Source organism: Shewanella sp. S1-58-MNA-CIBAN-0166, from assembly GCF_040310085.1.
Classification (GTDB): Bacteria; Pseudomonadota; Gammaproteobacteria; order Enterobacterales; family Shewanellaceae; genus Shewanella.
Genome location: NZ_JBEOPN010000002.1, coordinates 81,198 through 96,169, shown reverse-complemented (window position 1 = coordinate 96,169; position 14,972 = coordinate 81,198). Strand labels below are relative to the sequence as shown.

Annotated in this window: 13 protein-coding genes; 4 read left to right on the top strand and 9 right to left on the bottom strand. The window is 39.8% G+C overall.

Annotation, left to right across the window (positions count from 1 at the left end; translation table 11 throughout):
* Positions 1-213: 213 nt before the first annotated feature.
* The 9 genes from AAEY99_RS01990 to speA all read right to left on the bottom strand — a co-directional run bounded on the left by AAEY99_RS01990 (position 214) and on the right by speA (position 10,675).
* Positions 214-3,081: an ExeM/NucH family extracellular endonuclease gene (locus AAEY99_RS01990; protein ID WP_351008883.1), complete on the bottom strand. Its 2,868-nt coding sequence runs from the start codon at positions 3,079-3,081 to the stop codon at positions 214-216.
* A gap of 602 nt (positions 3,082-3,683) precedes the next feature.
* The gene (locus AAEY99_RS01985; protein ID WP_182743689.1) at positions 3,684-4,568 is read right to left on the bottom strand and encodes a putative ATP-dependent zinc protease; all 885 of its coding nucleotides are present in this window, start codon (positions 4,566-4,568) and stop codon (positions 3,684-3,686) included.
* Between the two features lie 55 nt (positions 4,569-4,623).
* Positions 4,624-4,974, bottom strand: coding sequence for a DUF3802 family protein (locus AAEY99_RS01980; protein WP_101087551.1), 351 nt, complete (start codon positions 4,972-4,974; stop codon positions 4,624-4,626).
* Positions 4,975-5,056: 82 nt separating this feature from the next.
* A complete protein-coding gene (locus tag AAEY99_RS01975; RefSeq protein WP_101087550.1) occupies positions 5,057-5,632 on the bottom strand; it encodes a YceI family protein in 576 nt (191 codons plus the stop codon).
* Positions 5,633-5,692: 60 nt separating this feature from the next.
* Positions 5,693-6,190: a YaiI/YqxD family protein gene (locus AAEY99_RS01970; protein ID WP_101087549.1), complete on the bottom strand. Its 498-nt coding sequence runs from the start codon at positions 6,188-6,190 to the stop codon at positions 5,693-5,695.
* A complete protein-coding gene (pdxH, locus tag AAEY99_RS01965; RefSeq protein ID WP_101087548.1) occupies positions 6,190-6,828 on the bottom strand; it encodes a pyridoxamine 5'-phosphate oxidase in 639 nt (212 codons plus the stop codon). The genes AAEY99_RS01970 and pdxH overlap by 1 nt, the downstream gene beginning before the upstream one ends.
* Before the next feature lie 126 nt (positions 6,829-6,954).
* Positions 6,955-7,278: an arginase family protein gene (locus AAEY99_RS01960; protein WP_351008879.1), complete on the bottom strand. Its 324-nt coding sequence runs from the start codon at positions 7,276-7,278 to the stop codon at positions 6,955-6,957.
* 304 nt (positions 7,279-7,582) lie between these two features.
* On the bottom strand, positions 7,583-8,512 hold the full coding sequence (locus AAEY99_RS01955) for an adenosylmethionine decarboxylase (protein ID WP_351008877.1): 930 nt from the start codon (positions 8,510-8,512) through the stop codon (positions 7,583-7,585).
* A 252-nt stretch (positions 8,513-8,764) separates the two neighbouring features.
* Positions 8,765-10,675 carry a biosynthetic arginine decarboxylase gene (speA, locus tag AAEY99_RS01950; protein WP_101087546.1) on the bottom strand — a complete coding sequence of 637 codons (1,911 nt, stop codon included), beginning with the start codon at positions 10,673-10,675 and terminating at the stop codon, positions 8,765-8,767.
* A 587-nt stretch (positions 10,676-11,262) separates the two neighbouring features.
* Between speA and AAEY99_RS01945 the strand changes: the two genes are divergently transcribed.
* The 4 genes from AAEY99_RS01945 (at position 11,263) to AAEY99_RS01930 (ending at position 14,623) form a co-directional block, all read left to right on the top strand.
* A complete protein-coding gene (locus AAEY99_RS01945) occupies positions 11,263-12,096 on the top strand; it encodes a CvfB family protein (protein ID WP_351008874.1) in 834 nt (277 codons plus the stop codon).
* Positions 12,097-12,201: 105 nt separating this feature from the next.
* Positions 12,202-12,855 (top strand): YceH family protein, encoded by a 654-nt coding sequence (locus tag AAEY99_RS01940; protein WP_101087544.1) that lies wholly within the window; start codon positions 12,202-12,204, stop codon positions 12,853-12,855.
* A gap of 38 nt (positions 12,856-12,893) precedes the next feature.
* A complete protein-coding gene (locus AAEY99_RS01935) occupies positions 12,894-13,727 on the top strand; it encodes an ABC transporter permease (protein WP_335692514.1) in 834 nt (277 codons plus the stop codon).
* Positions 13,724-14,623 (top strand): ABC transporter ATP-binding protein, encoded by a 900-nt coding sequence (locus AAEY99_RS01930; protein WP_335692515.1) that lies wholly within the window; start codon positions 13,724-13,726, stop codon positions 14,621-14,623. Before AAEY99_RS01935 ends, AAEY99_RS01930 begins: the two co-directional genes overlap by 4 nt.
* Positions 14,624-14,972: the final 349 nt, after the last annotated feature.

The window sequence follows — 14,972 nt, the reverse complement described above, 5'->3', positions numbered from 1 at the left end:
AGTAATAAGCTAACAGTCTTGCTAAGCAAAATCGTCGGTCTGCTGATGGTGAGAATAGATGAATGTCTATTGAGCTTGCATGCAACAATTTAGTGCCGTTGAACAGTCATCATAAAGGTCGGTTTACGCGGAGAAAACACAATAAAAAAGGCGCATGTTGCGCCTTCTTTATTATTTTTCGTGAATATTTATTCACATATCGAAAATATTTCCCTATCTAAAATTGAGTGTTACAGTGTCTTTTTCATCGTCATTATCGACTACCGTCAGTGACACAGCTTTATCGCGACGACTGAAACTAAACGCGATTGGCCCATGTACTTTACGACCATTATTAAATAGCCAGTTTTGACGTTTAATAAAACCGTCTTGGTCATAGCTCGTTGAAATAAATAATTTCATAAACCATAAGTTAACCAAGTGTATTTGTGCAGTTGGCGCAATATTAGCCGGTTCAACAAGCACATTTATGGTTTTCACGGTTGTCACAACCTCACCTTTATTGTCAGTAACAGTAAGCTGAACTTGATAATTACCTGATTGCAGATATTGATGTGAAGCCGTTTCTCCATTAGCAACAGTACCATTAACGATAGTACCATCACCAAAATCCCATTCTAATGACGTAATATCACCATCATTATCAACAGAGGTAGACTGAACCTGTAGTTGGCTACCATTGATTTGATGATCAAAACTGGCGATTGGGAGCTCATTTTTCACCTCAAATTGCATTGAAACAATCACAGGATCATGGTCTGAAGAGCGGAAGCCATCAGCTTGATACAAATCTTGTATCTGAGCAGCAGATTTGAACTCTTGGTTATAATCAAGGATCCTTGGCTCATCAGCATTGATGTGCCATTCCGTTATGGCTAATACATTATCCAATAACGCTTGGTTTGCTAATGCATGGTCTAATTGGCCTGACTCACCCGAGAACACATAGGAGTATGAATTAACACTGCCAAGATGCTCATTTAATTCGCTATAGCCATGGCTGGCAAGTTGAGTGAGTGGATTTTCTTTGGCATAAGCATTTAAATCACCTATTACCAAGATTTTTTGCTCTGGATACTGCTCCATTAACCATTGCCCAATAGCATCTGTTGCCCGGGTACGGGTTAAATTACAGTTACCTTGGCCATCCAATAAATCAGGATCATTGTTACTGTCGCAACTACTTCCTTTTGATTTTAAATGGTTTACGGCGACAACAATGCTGTCCTCACGGCCATTGAGCATAAATGATTGCGTTAACATCGGACGGTTTTTACCGTCATCAAACAATGCCGCGCCATTTCCATCAACAGGCGAATTAGCTGAAGATAATATTTGAGCATCACCTGTTGGAGTGATTTTATCAGCACGGTAGATCATTCCCACAGCAATCGCATCGGTACCTATTTGTGCCACTGAAGGCACAACATAAGCGTATACCTCCGCTCCCATAGCTTGGTTTAATCCGCTGACTAAGTCGTTAATGGCTGAATCACTACCATAGCCGTCATTTTCAATTTCCATTAAACCAAATACATCAGCGTTAATGGCATGCATTGCACTGATAATTTTCACGCGTTGACGCTCAAATTCAGATAATGTGTCGGCGCCGCGATCAGTCGGAAATCCATTGCCGTTGCCATCACCGTTGAAATAATTAAGCACATTGAAACTGGCGACACGAAGATCTGCGCCAAGCGCTAACTCTGGAGTAGATTGTCGCGGGTTACTTTGCACTACATTGACCACTTGAGTTGGCATCACACGATATTGGCTAAAGCCATAATGCATAATACCCTCGAGCCCGGTAACAGAATCGCCTACCCGTAAGGTATTTGAGGCTGATAACCCAGGAGCTGGATAAGGTATCTGTTCAGGATTTTGGCTGGTTAAGCCATCATCCAACAAGATACTATCTCTGGCATTCGCTTCAGTCACTGCCAGCGCTGCTGCACCAGGTAAAGCAACTTGAGTACCGATAAAATGGCGACTACTGCCTAATGATACTTCACCATAACGGCCTAAGTTATACACTTCATTGACCACCAGAGATTGATCGAATATTACTCGCATGCCTTCAACACGCTCAAGTTGTTGATTGTCGGCTAACGGCAATGTGACAGTAGCAACCACAGGCAATGGTAGGTTAGTACCACATAATGCAAATTGAGTCACATTAGACAACTGAGTTGTGCCTTGATATTCGGCAACAGAAGCTTGTAAACGAATTCTATCACCGGCATTCACGTCAAGTGATTGATTACCGCTGTAAACAAAAATACCTTCTGAGGTGTTAATGTCAGCATCGACTTCGCTGTCGGCCATTTGGATAAATATACCCTTTAGCCCAGCTTGTTGATTACTCGTCACAATCGCTTCAACCACCACGTCTGAACCCACTAGAGGGCTTGTGTCATCCATCCCTTGAATGTCATGGATTGCGACTGCGCTTTGTGAACAGACAAATTCTATTGGCTCAGTTGGATCTACTGGGTCTACCGGATCTGTTGGACCTGAATCATTACCCGCGAAAACACCTAAATCGCTGATGTCATCTTGAGCAAAACCTTGCCAGCCAGTAAATGTGACTTCGTCGTCAATGATGGTATCGGCAATTAATTGAGTGGCGTCACGACGAAGAGTATTGTTTTGGGTCGATAAATCACCTGTTCCCCATTGTGAACCGGGGTCTGTACCCACTTGTCCTAGGGAGTCGATAACTACACTATTGTGACTGAGTACAATGGCATCATCACCATTAAAAAAGCTCGCAGTACTAATCTGTTGGGCAAGCGCAAGGATTTCTGCTGATGCATCATTATCGGCAATAACAAACGTTGAGTTGGCTGCAATATTACCATCCAATGTAATATTGGTTGCCGCTGCGGTATTGCCATTAAAATAAAATGACAACACATAATCACTCAAATCTATCGCTGTCGAACTTGGATTGTACAATTCTATAGCTTTGTTATTACTGCTGCCTTCTATGTACTCTGAAATAAGCACATCTTGAGCAGCAACATTGAATACCATTAAAGATGATATCGATATCGCGAGCAACGACTTTTGAACTAACATAGTGAACCCCTATTCATTATCCATAAATCCAATGAGTTAATTTAATTATTCAATTGATATTTTATTGCTTGGTATAACCTCAGCTCGGAATAACCGTTGTAATAAACAGATAAAGATCCGTTTATGTTCAAATCATCAATATCAAGCTTGCCATTGTTTTGCTAACAAACCGTATTGACGAATCAATAGTGTGCGAGTTGTAAGTTGATACAACAGCGATAGCGAAATAAGCGCATGTTTGATAAGCATTTATGATCCCGCGTTGAGGCTACATAGCTCAATCAGCGCTTACTATAACGATTACGGATGACAATAAGGTTGCAAAGATGTTGCAGTGAATACAAAAGCAATTTCAGTCAACAACCGCGCCTAACTACCGCTTATTCACACACCTCTTTCTACGATCTTTTTTGGTTACCTAGGCGTAAAAACAGCCAAAAAAATACCGCTCATATTGAGCGGTATTGTTAGCTGATGTTATTGAACGATGTTATTGACCAGCGTTATTGACCGATGTTATTGACCAGCGTTATTGACCGATGTTATTGACCGATGTTATTGACTGATGTTATTGACTGATGTTATTGACCAATAATAAGCAATTAATGCTTTTTAGACACATCAACCATATAGTGACCTTGTAACCAATTTCGGCCAATTAATAATTTATAACCCATTTTGGTACGGTCTTTAAGATTCACATCGACTATAAATTCATGACGAGGCTCACCAACACTTAACCTCACCATGTAACGCCTTTCTGTACCTTGTGCATTACGAATTAACGATGTGCCCCGAATTTTGGTGCGAACATCAGCTTTTTCGCCTTTTTCATTCGCTGTGGTGAACGTAATCATCTTACCGATGTTATTTTCAATGTTCACTTTGTCTTCATTCTCGACTCGAATATTAACTGCATGTAATGAGTTTTCAACGGCGCCGGTATCGATACGCGTATTGTACATTAAGCCAGTTTGCTTAATGCTCAGCTCTGCTAAAGGACCAATGGTCTTTTTGTCAGAAACATCCACAATGTAGTTATGTTTTAAAAAGTTACGCCCAATAAGTAATTTGTAATTCATGTGGCTACGATCGCGTAAGTTAACATGAATATTATGCAATTGATCAGGAAAACCTATATCAAGCTTCACCATGTAACGAGTTTCAATACCTTGAGAGTTTTTCACCCTTGAAGTACTGACAATTTCGGCTTGAATGCGTTTTTTCTCACCACGTTCATTTTCAGTAGTGAATTCAACAATTTTACCAACATTGCTTTTCATTTTTTTGGATGCACCGCCAAGGATTTCTAAATTGACAGCGTGCAGTGAAGTGTTCACGGCACCTGTATCAATGCGAGCATTATATTGTAGTCCTGACTTAGCGACGGTCATGGTTTCAACTTGACTTAAAACGGTTTTATCACTCGCAAAAACAGATATAGAAAGCAAACACAGCAGAGTCGAAATCACAATTCTTTTAAACATGATCAATCCCAAAAAATCCACAAATCGCTTTAGTAGCGGCCAGTTTTATGTACGTTTATTGCAATAAATGATCAACTTCTTGATCGAATAAATTTTTAATCAGTCCTGAAAACTCAGTAATAAAAATGCTTTGTTCGGGGGTGGCTTGTTGATTGGCTACAGAGGCTAAAATCTCTTCTAAGTCATATACAATTGCGTCAATTTCGCGAATTACCATATTACGTTGTGCAAATGATAATTGCGGGTTTTGCCCACATACCATAATGATCTGAGCAGATAACTGCTCTTCAAACAATTCCATGACAGTTTCCGTTGCAGCGGCATTACTCTCAGACGACTCAAATAGCCCTAAATGTTCAGTTAAATACTGAATTAAATGCATGTATCCGTCTTTGTCAGTAACCATTTCATACCACCTTTCTTAAAAACGACTTAACAGGAAATGGCTCTCAACCTGATGATTGAAAACCATTAATAACCACATATAACTATTGCGCTAAGGTTAGCACAAATGACACTGGCACCGCTAAGCTGATACTCGGCAATCCCGCCATTTCTTTAAGTTTTTCGACACCGGACACTAAACCAAATTCACTTGCTTGAACAATCACTGGCGCTAAGCTTGAAATCACCATTTTCTTATCCGACAATTTAGCGACTAACACATCAAAGCTCTTCTGTTGTTTCTGACCATGTAGCTTAATGGTTGCTTCAACTTGCGTCGTTAGCGTGTCACCGACTTTTAATCCGGCTAGCAATTTAGGGTTAACCACTGCATCCAAGGTTAACTTAGGAAACTGTGCCACTTCAAATAACACTGCTTGCATTCGTTGATCACGAATTTCTATTCCGGTATCAACACTGGTTAAATCAATCGATAAAGAAAATGCACCAGCATCCGTTAATGAACCTGCAACTTGTTTAAAATGATGCACTTCAGCAACATCGGCTTTCTTAATCGAAATGAAGCTCACCCGAGAATGATCTTGATTGACTTGCCAATCGCCTGCCATCACTGATGTACTCAGCAAGCTCGCGGCTAATAATGGTAACCATTTTTTCATCGTAAAGTCCTTTGTATAGAAAGTAAGATTAACAATAAATAAGTATAGAGTAATCTTTGGTTATATCTTGCTGGGGATCAATCTAGCCAGCCATTTGTCTAACGCTTGTGCAAAAGCATGTTTATCCGTTTGCGAAAAACTGTTCGGACCACCAGTATGGATGCCACTGCTGCGCATTTCTTCCATAAAATCGCGCATCGTCAGAATCTGTTTAATATTTTCAGCTGTATACACCGTACCACGAGGGTTTAATACTAGTGCGCCTTTATCAACCGCATCAGATGCCAGAGGAATATCAGCAGTGACGACTAAGTCCCCTTTGACGACTTGTTCCACAATGTAGTTATCTGCTTCATCAAAACCCGAACTCACCCGTATCATGCTAACTAAGGGCGAAATAGGCACTTTAATCATTTGATTGGCCACTAACACTAATCGAACCGATTTACGCTCAGATGCCCTAAATAACATTTCTTTAACTGGGTTGGGGCAAGCATCAGCATCAACCCAGATTTTATTGGTTATCACCGCAAAATGCTCCACTTCATTAACACTCATTAAGGTGCCAACCGATCAATATTCCAATCCGCATCGGTTTTAGTGTAAATAAATCGGTCGTGTAACCGATGTTCACCACCCTGCCAAAACTCAATGCTAGCTGGTCGCACCAAATATCCACCCCAAAACTTAGGTAGTGGAACCTCACCTTGGGCAAATTTAGCTTTCATTTCAGCAAATTTACCTTCTAACGCCTGTCGTGCACTAATCTTGCTTGATTGTTTAGATACCCAGGCAGCAATTTGGCTGTCTTTTGGTCTAGACATAAAATATTTCGCCACGTCCAACATAGATAATGGCTCCGCTTGCCCTAATACAGCCACTTGACGTTCAAGTGGATGCCAAGGAAACAGTAAACTGACTTTACTGTTAATCGCAATTTGTTTTGCTTTGCGGCTTTCTAAATTAGTAAAAAACACAAAACCGTTATCATCAAACTTTTTTAATAACACAATACGTTGAAATGGCTGGCCATCTTCGTCTACCGTCGCGACACACATGGCCGTTGGGTCAGTAAGTTGGGCATCTTTTGCCTGTTGCATCCATTGTTCGAATAGATCCATTGGGTTAACAGGCAAATTCGCTCGTCTTAATCCGCCTTGGGTATATTCACGGCGAATATCACTTAAATCACTCATATTGGTTCCTCATTAAACCTTGCTGGACCTATTCTACGCTGAGCAGACACAAAAAAGCCAACGTCAACTCGTTGGCTAATGTGTTTAATTACAAAGTTGAAATTACTTTTTAATTAAGCCTTTACCTTAAGCCCACACCTGTAGCATTTCAAGGCCCAGTGTTGCTGCAGCTAGCGGGGTAACATCTGTATAATCATAAAAGAGTGCTAGTTCTACAACATCCATGCCGACAATATTTAAACCACGCAAGCCACGAATGATCTCGCTAGTGAACTTACCACAAACGGGCGTAGCGGTTGCAAAAGCTGGGTCTAAACATAAACAGTCAATGTCGAATGTCGAATGTCGAATGTCGAATGCGACGTATAACGGCATATCGCCAACACGCATAATTAACTGTTCAACCATTTGTTGAGCGGTTAAATTATTGGCGATAGCGGCATCAATCATCTCAAAGCCATGACCTTTTTTGTGCTATTCAGTACGAATAGCAATTTGCATTGAATGCTCAACATCAATAAACCCCTCACGCAGTGCATCGTAAAACATTGTCCCGTGGTCGTACCGTACTTACGGCCTTGGCGGTATCTGTATGGGCATCAAAAGGTAAACCAATAACAACGTCTGCGTAAGACTCTGCTGGTTTGAAATCAAGCGGTTGGCGTAAATAGCCACATGGGTTTGAATAATACGAATAATCAAATTTTTCTACGAAAGTAGTTATAAACGACCAAAAGATGGCAACTGTTGATAATTATAATAGTGTAGGGCTCAGCAGTTCTGAGCAATCTTGCTGATAGTGGTTAAAGTGTATAGTGAAACCTTGCTCGATTGGCATCGCGCAATGGCTTAAACACAAATAATTTAAAAAGGGTTTATTGGCAATATGACTATTAAAGCCAATAATGTCACAGCTACTAGGCTGCAATAATCTTACCAGTTCAGCAAAAACATCAACCTGCGTTGAGCTAAGATCAATGTTAGTTTCAACACTCACATAAGAGCTATTTTCTTGAGGTGTAATGTGTATTGTAAAATATTCAGCACCGCGAATACCGTTTATTGAATAACCTAACGGACTGAATAAATACTGATCAATATTAAAACCATTAAATAATTGTTCCAGTTGCAGCATCTGACTAATTTGAATAGTTGATTGCTGCTCACCACGTAAATAATCAGCTACTGCACCAGAAATATGGTACATCAGCAGCTCATTGGTGGTATCGAGCTGGCTAGCTTGATAGTCTTTGTCGGTCGAAAATATATAATGATGATGGCTATCTAAATGACCCATTCGATAGGCCTGTCCAGCAATAAACTGTCTTAATCTAAACACATCATCGGTAAAGGAAGTTGCTTGTAAATGGGCATAATATTCATTTTTGCGTTGATAACAAATGTACGCAATCGCCTGTTCACTTAAATGTTCAATGCAGTAGCATGCAGATTCTACCAACGTGCTAGCCCCGCAAGTGAGCATAACGATACGATCATCCCAAACAAATAAACTCGATTCACTCAGCAAATAAGCATCGCAATATTCATTACTTATGGAAGATAAAATGTCTGCATTTGAGGCAGCAACGAGCCCCAGCCAAAATGTTCGATCTAAGGATCGTAATTTAGGCGCTGATTCATTAACAATAATCTCTAACTTTTTCTCTGAACCTTCAAAAAACATGTGTAACTACTCAGCACTTATTCTAATTAGAGACGTTTGTATAAAAATGTAATGTCTCATGGTTAAGCCATATATGCGCAGTAAAAAGCGAAAAAAGCGTAGTTTAGCGGTTTAAATGAGCATTTCCCAACGATAAAATAGGCTTAAATAAAACTGCCTGAATAATTACAAATATGTTAGCAACTTAAAAGCCTAGCGACCTGAGATCGCTAGGCTTTTTAATAATAAGCTAACATCACTTAGTCGATAAGATTAAAAATCTTCTAAGTAAGTGTAACCCTTAAGCCCTAACTGTAACTCTTCTAGAATACTGGCACGCTCTTCTTCAACAATATGCTGATTTACAAGCTCTTCATAAGTGCGCATAAAGTCAACCGCATCTAAGTTTACATAACGTAAAACGTCAGCTACCGTATCGCCTTCTAAAACAGATTCAATCTGGCTTAATCCACGCTCATCAATGCGTACAACAGCAGAGTTAGTATCACCAAACAAGTTATGCATATCACCCAAAATTTCTTGGTATGCACCCACCATAAAGAAACCAATCAAATATGGGCTGTCGGCGCTCCATGCTGGGACGGGCAATGTGGTTTCAATTCCCTGACCGTCTACGTATTGGTCAACAATACCGTCTGAGTCACAGGTAATATCTAACATAACCGCACGGCGCTCAGGTGCTTTATCTAAACCCGATAACGGCAACACTGGGAACACTTGATCAATACCCCATGCATCAGGTAATGACTGGAATAAAGAGAAGTTAACGAAAAACTTATCAGCTAACTTTTCATTTAATTCGTCAATCACTGGACGGTGATAGCGGTTATTGTTGCTTAATAGTCCCTTCACTTCATGGCAAACACGTAAATTAGCTTGTTCTGCCCAAGCTCGGTCAGCCAAACTTAATTGACCCACAGCAAACAATGAGTGTGCTTCAGAAATATCACTTTGACTATCATGGTAAATTTCAATAATTGCACGTTGATCATATCGACCGCTGATTTCTAACCAAGATTGCCACATATTGTGGAGCAATTGCGGCGCCTCTTCACTTGGTTCCTGAATATTTTCTGGTTGATACGCTTCAGTACCAATAACATCAGTAATTAACACCGCATGATGCGCCGTTAAATGGCGACCAGATTCAGAAATAATACGCGGCATTGGTTGCTCGTACTCATTACATAAATCAGTTAATACGTTGACGATATTGTTAGCATACTCATTTAAACCATAGTTCATTGAGTTATTGCTCTGGCTACGAGTACCATCGTAGTCAACCGCTAACCCGCCGCCCACATCGAAACAATCAATGCTGGCACCAAGTTGGCGCAATTCACAGTAAAAACGGCCTGCTTCACTTACGCCTTGGCGAATGTCGCGAATATTGGCAATTTGCGAACCTAAATGGAAGTGTAATAGCTGCAGAGAATCAAGCATATTAGCACTTTTCAATTCAGCTATAACTTTCAACACTTGTGCTGCAGACAAACCAAATTTGGACTTTTCACCACCGCTGGCTTGCCATTTGCCTTTGCCCTGGAAAGCCAAACGCACACGTAAACCTAAACGAGGTGTAATACCAAGCTTTTCAGCTTCAATTAATACCATTTTAAGTTCTGACATTTTTTCCAGAACGATATACACCTTATGGCCAAGCTTTTCGCCGATAAGTGCTAAACGAATGTATTCTTTATCTTTGTAACCATTACATACAATGACTGAACTGGCTTTTTGTGCCATCGCAAGTACAGCCATTAACTCTGGCTTACTACCTGCTTCAAGTCCTAACTGAGGGACTTCTTTAGATTTTTGGCTAGCTAAAATTTCTTCAACTACCGTTTTCTGTTGGTTTACTTTAATTGGGTAAACTAACAAGTAATCATTTTGATAATCGTACTTCTTAATTGCATCGTTAAATGCTTCGCATAAACTTTCCACTCTATGGTGTAAGATTTGCGGGAAACGGACTAATACCGGTAACGAGACGCCTGCTTCGACCATACTTTTGGCTAGTTCATTTAAGCCGACTTTATGATCAGGATTTTGTGGGTTAGGTGACACTGTCACTTCGCCATCTTCACGAATACCATAAAAACCTTGGCTCCAGTGAGTCACGTTATAACCCGAGCGAGCATCTTCGATAGACCAATCAGACATAATTATTTTCCGTATTTGTATCAAAGTTAGCAGTTGACCAAAAGTGGCTTCTGCTTGTTAAAAATCCAGATAACACAACAATGCTATCCAAGAAATAAAATGGTTTATTCAGCACTATGATTATGGCTGTAAAACCTGTGACAGACAAAATGAAGGCCCTATAAATTGGCTCGAGATCATATCGTCATTGTTATCATGTTTCGCATCTGCTTATATAGGACATCTTACGCAGAAATCCACAAAGCATGCAAATTTTGGCTGCTGAACATCAGTTCGCTGCTGTAACAAGTATTTTACTGATTACGCCTGCAGTTAGTTCACTTTTTAATTGCTAACCAACCACATTTTTAGCCTTTATAAAAACGGCGCAATTAAAACCTGCTATGCGGTGTAATGCAAGTTAATTACCGATTAATTACTATAAAAAATCATCTACAATTGTTGTCATAAACCTCAACAAACAAGGCGATAAGCCTAAATGATTTTCGATAGCGCTTAATTGGCACAACGTGAGCTTAATTTACGTGTATAATTACGTGTTTTTCTTAAGATCATCTTTTTCATTTTAAATTAAAGTAGAGTCATTCATGATACAAATCGGTAAACGTTATTCATTAGAAGTTGTTAAACAAGTTAATTTTGGGGTTTATCTAAATGCTCAAGAGCTTGGACAAGTCTTGCTTCCTAATAAATTTGTCCCTACCGGTTGTAATGTCGGTGATATGGTAGATGTGTTTCTTTACCTAGACTCTGAAGACATTGTGATTGCTACTACCCAAAAGTCGTTAGCTCAAGTGGGTGAATATGCTTATTTAAAAGTAATCGCCACGGGCCCATTCGGCGCATTTTTAGATTGGGGCTTAGACAAAGATTTACTACTCCCTTTTGGCGAGCAACATAAACCGGCAGAAGAAGGCCACTCATATTTAGTTTATGTCCATGCTAACCATGCCGACGAACGTATTATGGCATCGTCAAAACTGGATAAGTTTGTCGATAAAACAGAAGCGCATTATACCGAAGGTGAACAGGTTAATTTAATCATTGGTGGCACTACAGAGCTAGGTTACAAAGCCATTATTAACAACCTGCATTGGGGCGTAATTTACACTAATGAAATTTTCCAAAAATTGCGATTTGGTCAAAAAGTGACTGGTTATATCAAAACGATTCGCAGTGATGGCAAAATTGATCTTGTACTGCAAAAAGGTGATAAAGACGAGCTAGATAAAAATGCCCGTTTGATCATTAATAAATTGCGTAGCGCTAATGGTTTTTTACCACTACATGACAAAACTGATGCTGATGTCATTTATGACAAACTCGGCATGAGTAAAAAAGCCTTTAAGAAATCAATTGGTGGTTTATTTAAAGCAGGTGAAATCACAATCGAAAGTGAAGGTATTCGCCTAACTGTGTGAACAATAATCGATTAGCCTCGGTAAACTAGTCCAATCCTTTGAGAAAAAGCATGCCTCTGTTATAAAAGTAATAGAATCATGCTTTTTATTAAAAGGATACTGTGTATGGAATTAACCTCACTAGAAGCTAGAGTTATCGGATGTTTACTCGAAAAAGAACTCACGACTCCAGATCAATATCCTCTGTCATTAAATTCACTCGCCTTGGCATGTAATCAAAAAAGCAGCCGCGAACCTGTGCTGTCACTGAGCGAATCTCAAGTAAAAACAGTATTAGACGATCTTACCAAAAAACGCTTACTCAGCGAGCAATCTGGTTTCGGTAGTCGAGTCGTAAAATATAAGCATCGCTTTTGTAATACTGAATTCAGTGAATTGCAGTTAAGCAGTGCGGAAGTCGCTATAATTTGCGTGTTGTTATTGCGGGGACCGCAAACACCAGGCGAACTCAAAACTCGTACCAATCGACTCCACGAATTCACTGATGTCTCACAGGTTGAAACTGCATTACTGGCATTAAGCCAACGTGAAAAGCCTTTAGTAGTTCAACTTGCTCGAGAAGCGAATAAACGTGATTGTCGCTTCCTTGAGTGCTTTAGTGGCAACGTTGATGATTATGATGTGAACAGCAGTGATGCCATTGTCGTGTCGACTCACACTCAACAAACTGTACAGCAAGATTCTCGGATTGTAGAACTAGAACAAAGAGTTGAGTTGCTAGAACAAAAGCTAGCCCAATTAGAGTCGCTTTTAAACTAATTAACGCTTTCCAAAACAGGTTAAGCAAGGAAAAGTATATGGACCGTACCGCCTCTCCATCGACGTTAACTCATATTTGGTTATTAGCCAAATATGAGTTAGCCAAACGTTTTACTAACAAAAGCGGTATGATTTCATTAATCGCCTTTATGCTAATTTGGGCAATTTTATTGCTGTACCCTATCAAGAGTGCATCTGAATTTATTATGCAGCCTAACTTCAAAGACTTTACTGAAGCCCTCTTTGGGCCAGGGAGTTTACGCCATCTGTTTGAATGGCCCGTCGAAGAGTTTGCTGTGTTTTGGTTAGCTGCACTGTACCTTTTCCCCATGTTCAGTATTTTTATTGCCGCAGACCAATTTAGTTCAGATAAACAACGTGGTAGTTTGCGATTTCTAACCTTAAGAGTCAGTCGTTCCAGTTTGTTTTTTGGTCGTTTCTTAGGGCAAATGTTTATCCAATTGATGTTGATCATCTTAACGTTATTGGCAACCATCGCATTAGCATTATCACGTGATATATCTTTGTTATTGCCATCAATAACAACTAGCTTAATCGTAATGGTTAATCTAGTGATCGTATTATTACCCTACACTGCTGCTATGGCGGTGCTGTCATTACATGCAAACTCAGCAAGACAAGCCAGTATATTTGCGGTTATCTTGTGGGCTGTAGTATCAATATTTATTGCATTAATTAATATGAATTTCCCACAATTAAGCTGGTTAAACTGGATACTGCCTGGTTCGCAAATAGGTAATTTGATCAATACTCAAGGATTAGGTTCATTCGTATACGCTCCCATTCCTTTACTGCAAACTGCGGTTATTTTATTTGCTGGTAAAGTCTTAATGAGTAGGAGTGCGCTATGAGTATCATTCAATGTGACAACCTTTCTAAACAATACGGTAATAAACTTGCGCTCGACACTGTATCGTTAACGCTTACACAAGGCGCTCCCATTGCATTAGTGGGTCCAAATGGTGCCGGTAAAACAACGCTATTTAGTTTACTCTGCGGTTTTATTCAACCCACCAATGGCAGTATTAGCATTTTAGGCCATAAACCCGGTAGCAAAGCGTTACAAGGACTATTGTCGGCATTGCCACAAGATGCAGCATTGGATCCTAATTTTAGTATTGTGTCGCAACTCCAGTTTTTTGCCCAATTACAAGGCATGACAGCAGCGGCAGCAAAAAAAGAAGCATTAAGAGTCCTCGCCCTTGTCGACTTAAGTGACTCAGCAGAGGCGAAACCTAAAAGTTTAAGTCATGGTATGAGTAAACGAGTCTCTATTGCCCAAGCCCTCATGGGTTCTCCTAAGATTGTGTTACTCGACGAACCGACAGCGGGACTTGATCCTGCCAATGCGAAAAAAATTCGTCAAATTGTGAAAGATTTATCCGACCATACGACTTTTGTGATCAGCTCACATAACCTTGATGAACTTGAAAAGTTATGCGACCAAGTTGTCTATCTCGAACATGGCAAATTGCAGCAATCGGTATCAATTAAAGCCAGCCAAGCGACAGACTTTATCACGCTGACAATGAAGCAATGTGACATGGACAGCCTCCATCAGCAGTTATTAGGCCTTAACGATATCATTGAAGTAAGGCGTATCGGTGATGAGCAATATGTTATCGAGTACCAAAAGCAATCCGGCTTTGCCATTGAAATGCAGTTGTTTGAGCTGTTTACTGCTCACCAGTGGCAATATAAAGCATTACTTAAAGGCCGAACCTTAGAAGAAACCTTGTTTTCTTAACTCACCGCTAATGGTTAAATGAACCTTTAATGCTGACTAAAATCGGTTTGCGTAAAAAGGCTTAACAACAAACGTCATAAGCATCAGTCTCTAATGCCATCGTTTATTAATTAGTGATAACTCACCATATTAATAAACCATGGCATTTTTTAATATATTGTTTACGTATCAGGTCGATATAATGAAAATTTAATTGCTTAAAAAACCACATCAAATGAGGTATGTTAAAGTGTCTTCAATCGCTCATCCCTCCTCTACAGCGACTCTAAAACAGCAAATACTCTACATTCAAAATAACGACTAAATGCTAAGAAATCAGTCTAAATGACTAGACCCTTAAGTAAAGAAG

Bases quoted from the DNA above. Each gene is read 5' to 3' on its own strand.
- AAEY99_RS01990 (WP_351008883.1), bottom strand. From the start codon at position 3,081: ATGTTAGTTCAAAAGTCGTTGCTCGCGATATCGATATCATCTTTAATG.
- AAEY99_RS01985 (WP_182743689.1), bottom strand. From the start codon at position 4,568: ATGTTTAAAAGAATTGTGATTTCGACTCTGCTGTGTTTGCTTTCTATA.
- AAEY99_RS01980 (WP_101087551.1), bottom strand. From the start codon at position 4,974: ATGGTTACTGACAAAGACGGATACATGCATTTAATTCAGTATTTAACT.
- AAEY99_RS01975 (WP_101087550.1), bottom strand. From the start codon at position 5,632: ATGAAAAAATGGTTACCATTATTAGCCGCGAGCTTGCTGAGTACATCA.
- AAEY99_RS01970 (WP_101087549.1), bottom strand. From the start codon at position 6,190: ATGAGTGTTAATGAAGTGGAGCATTTTGCGGTGATAACCAATAAAATC.
- pdxH (WP_101087548.1), bottom strand. From the start codon at position 6,828: ATGAGTGATTTAAGTGATATTCGCCGTGAATATACCCAAGGCGGATTA.
- AAEY99_RS01960 (WP_351008879.1), bottom strand. From the start codon at position 7,278: ATGATTGATGCCGCTATCGCCAATAATTTAACCGCTCAACAAATGGTT.
- AAEY99_RS01955 (WP_351008877.1), bottom strand. From the start codon at position 8,512: ATGTTTTTTGAAGGTTCAGAGAAAAAGTTAGAGATTATTGTTAATGAA.
- speA (WP_101087546.1), bottom strand. From the start codon at position 10,675: ATGTCTGATTGGTCTATCGAAGATGCTCGCTCGGGTTATAACGTGACT.
- AAEY99_RS01945 (WP_351008874.1), top strand. From the start codon at position 11,263: ATGATACAAATCGGTAAACGTTATTCATTAGAAGTTGTTAAACAAGTT.
- AAEY99_RS01940 (WP_101087544.1), top strand. From the start codon at position 12,202: ATGGAATTAACCTCACTAGAAGCTAGAGTTATCGGATGTTTACTCGAA.
- AAEY99_RS01935 (WP_335692514.1), top strand. From the start codon at position 12,894: ATGGACCGTACCGCCTCTCCATCGACGTTAACTCATATTTGGTTATTA.
- AAEY99_RS01930 (WP_335692515.1), top strand. From the start codon at position 13,724: ATGAGTATCATTCAATGTGACAACCTTTCTAAACAATACGGTAATAAA.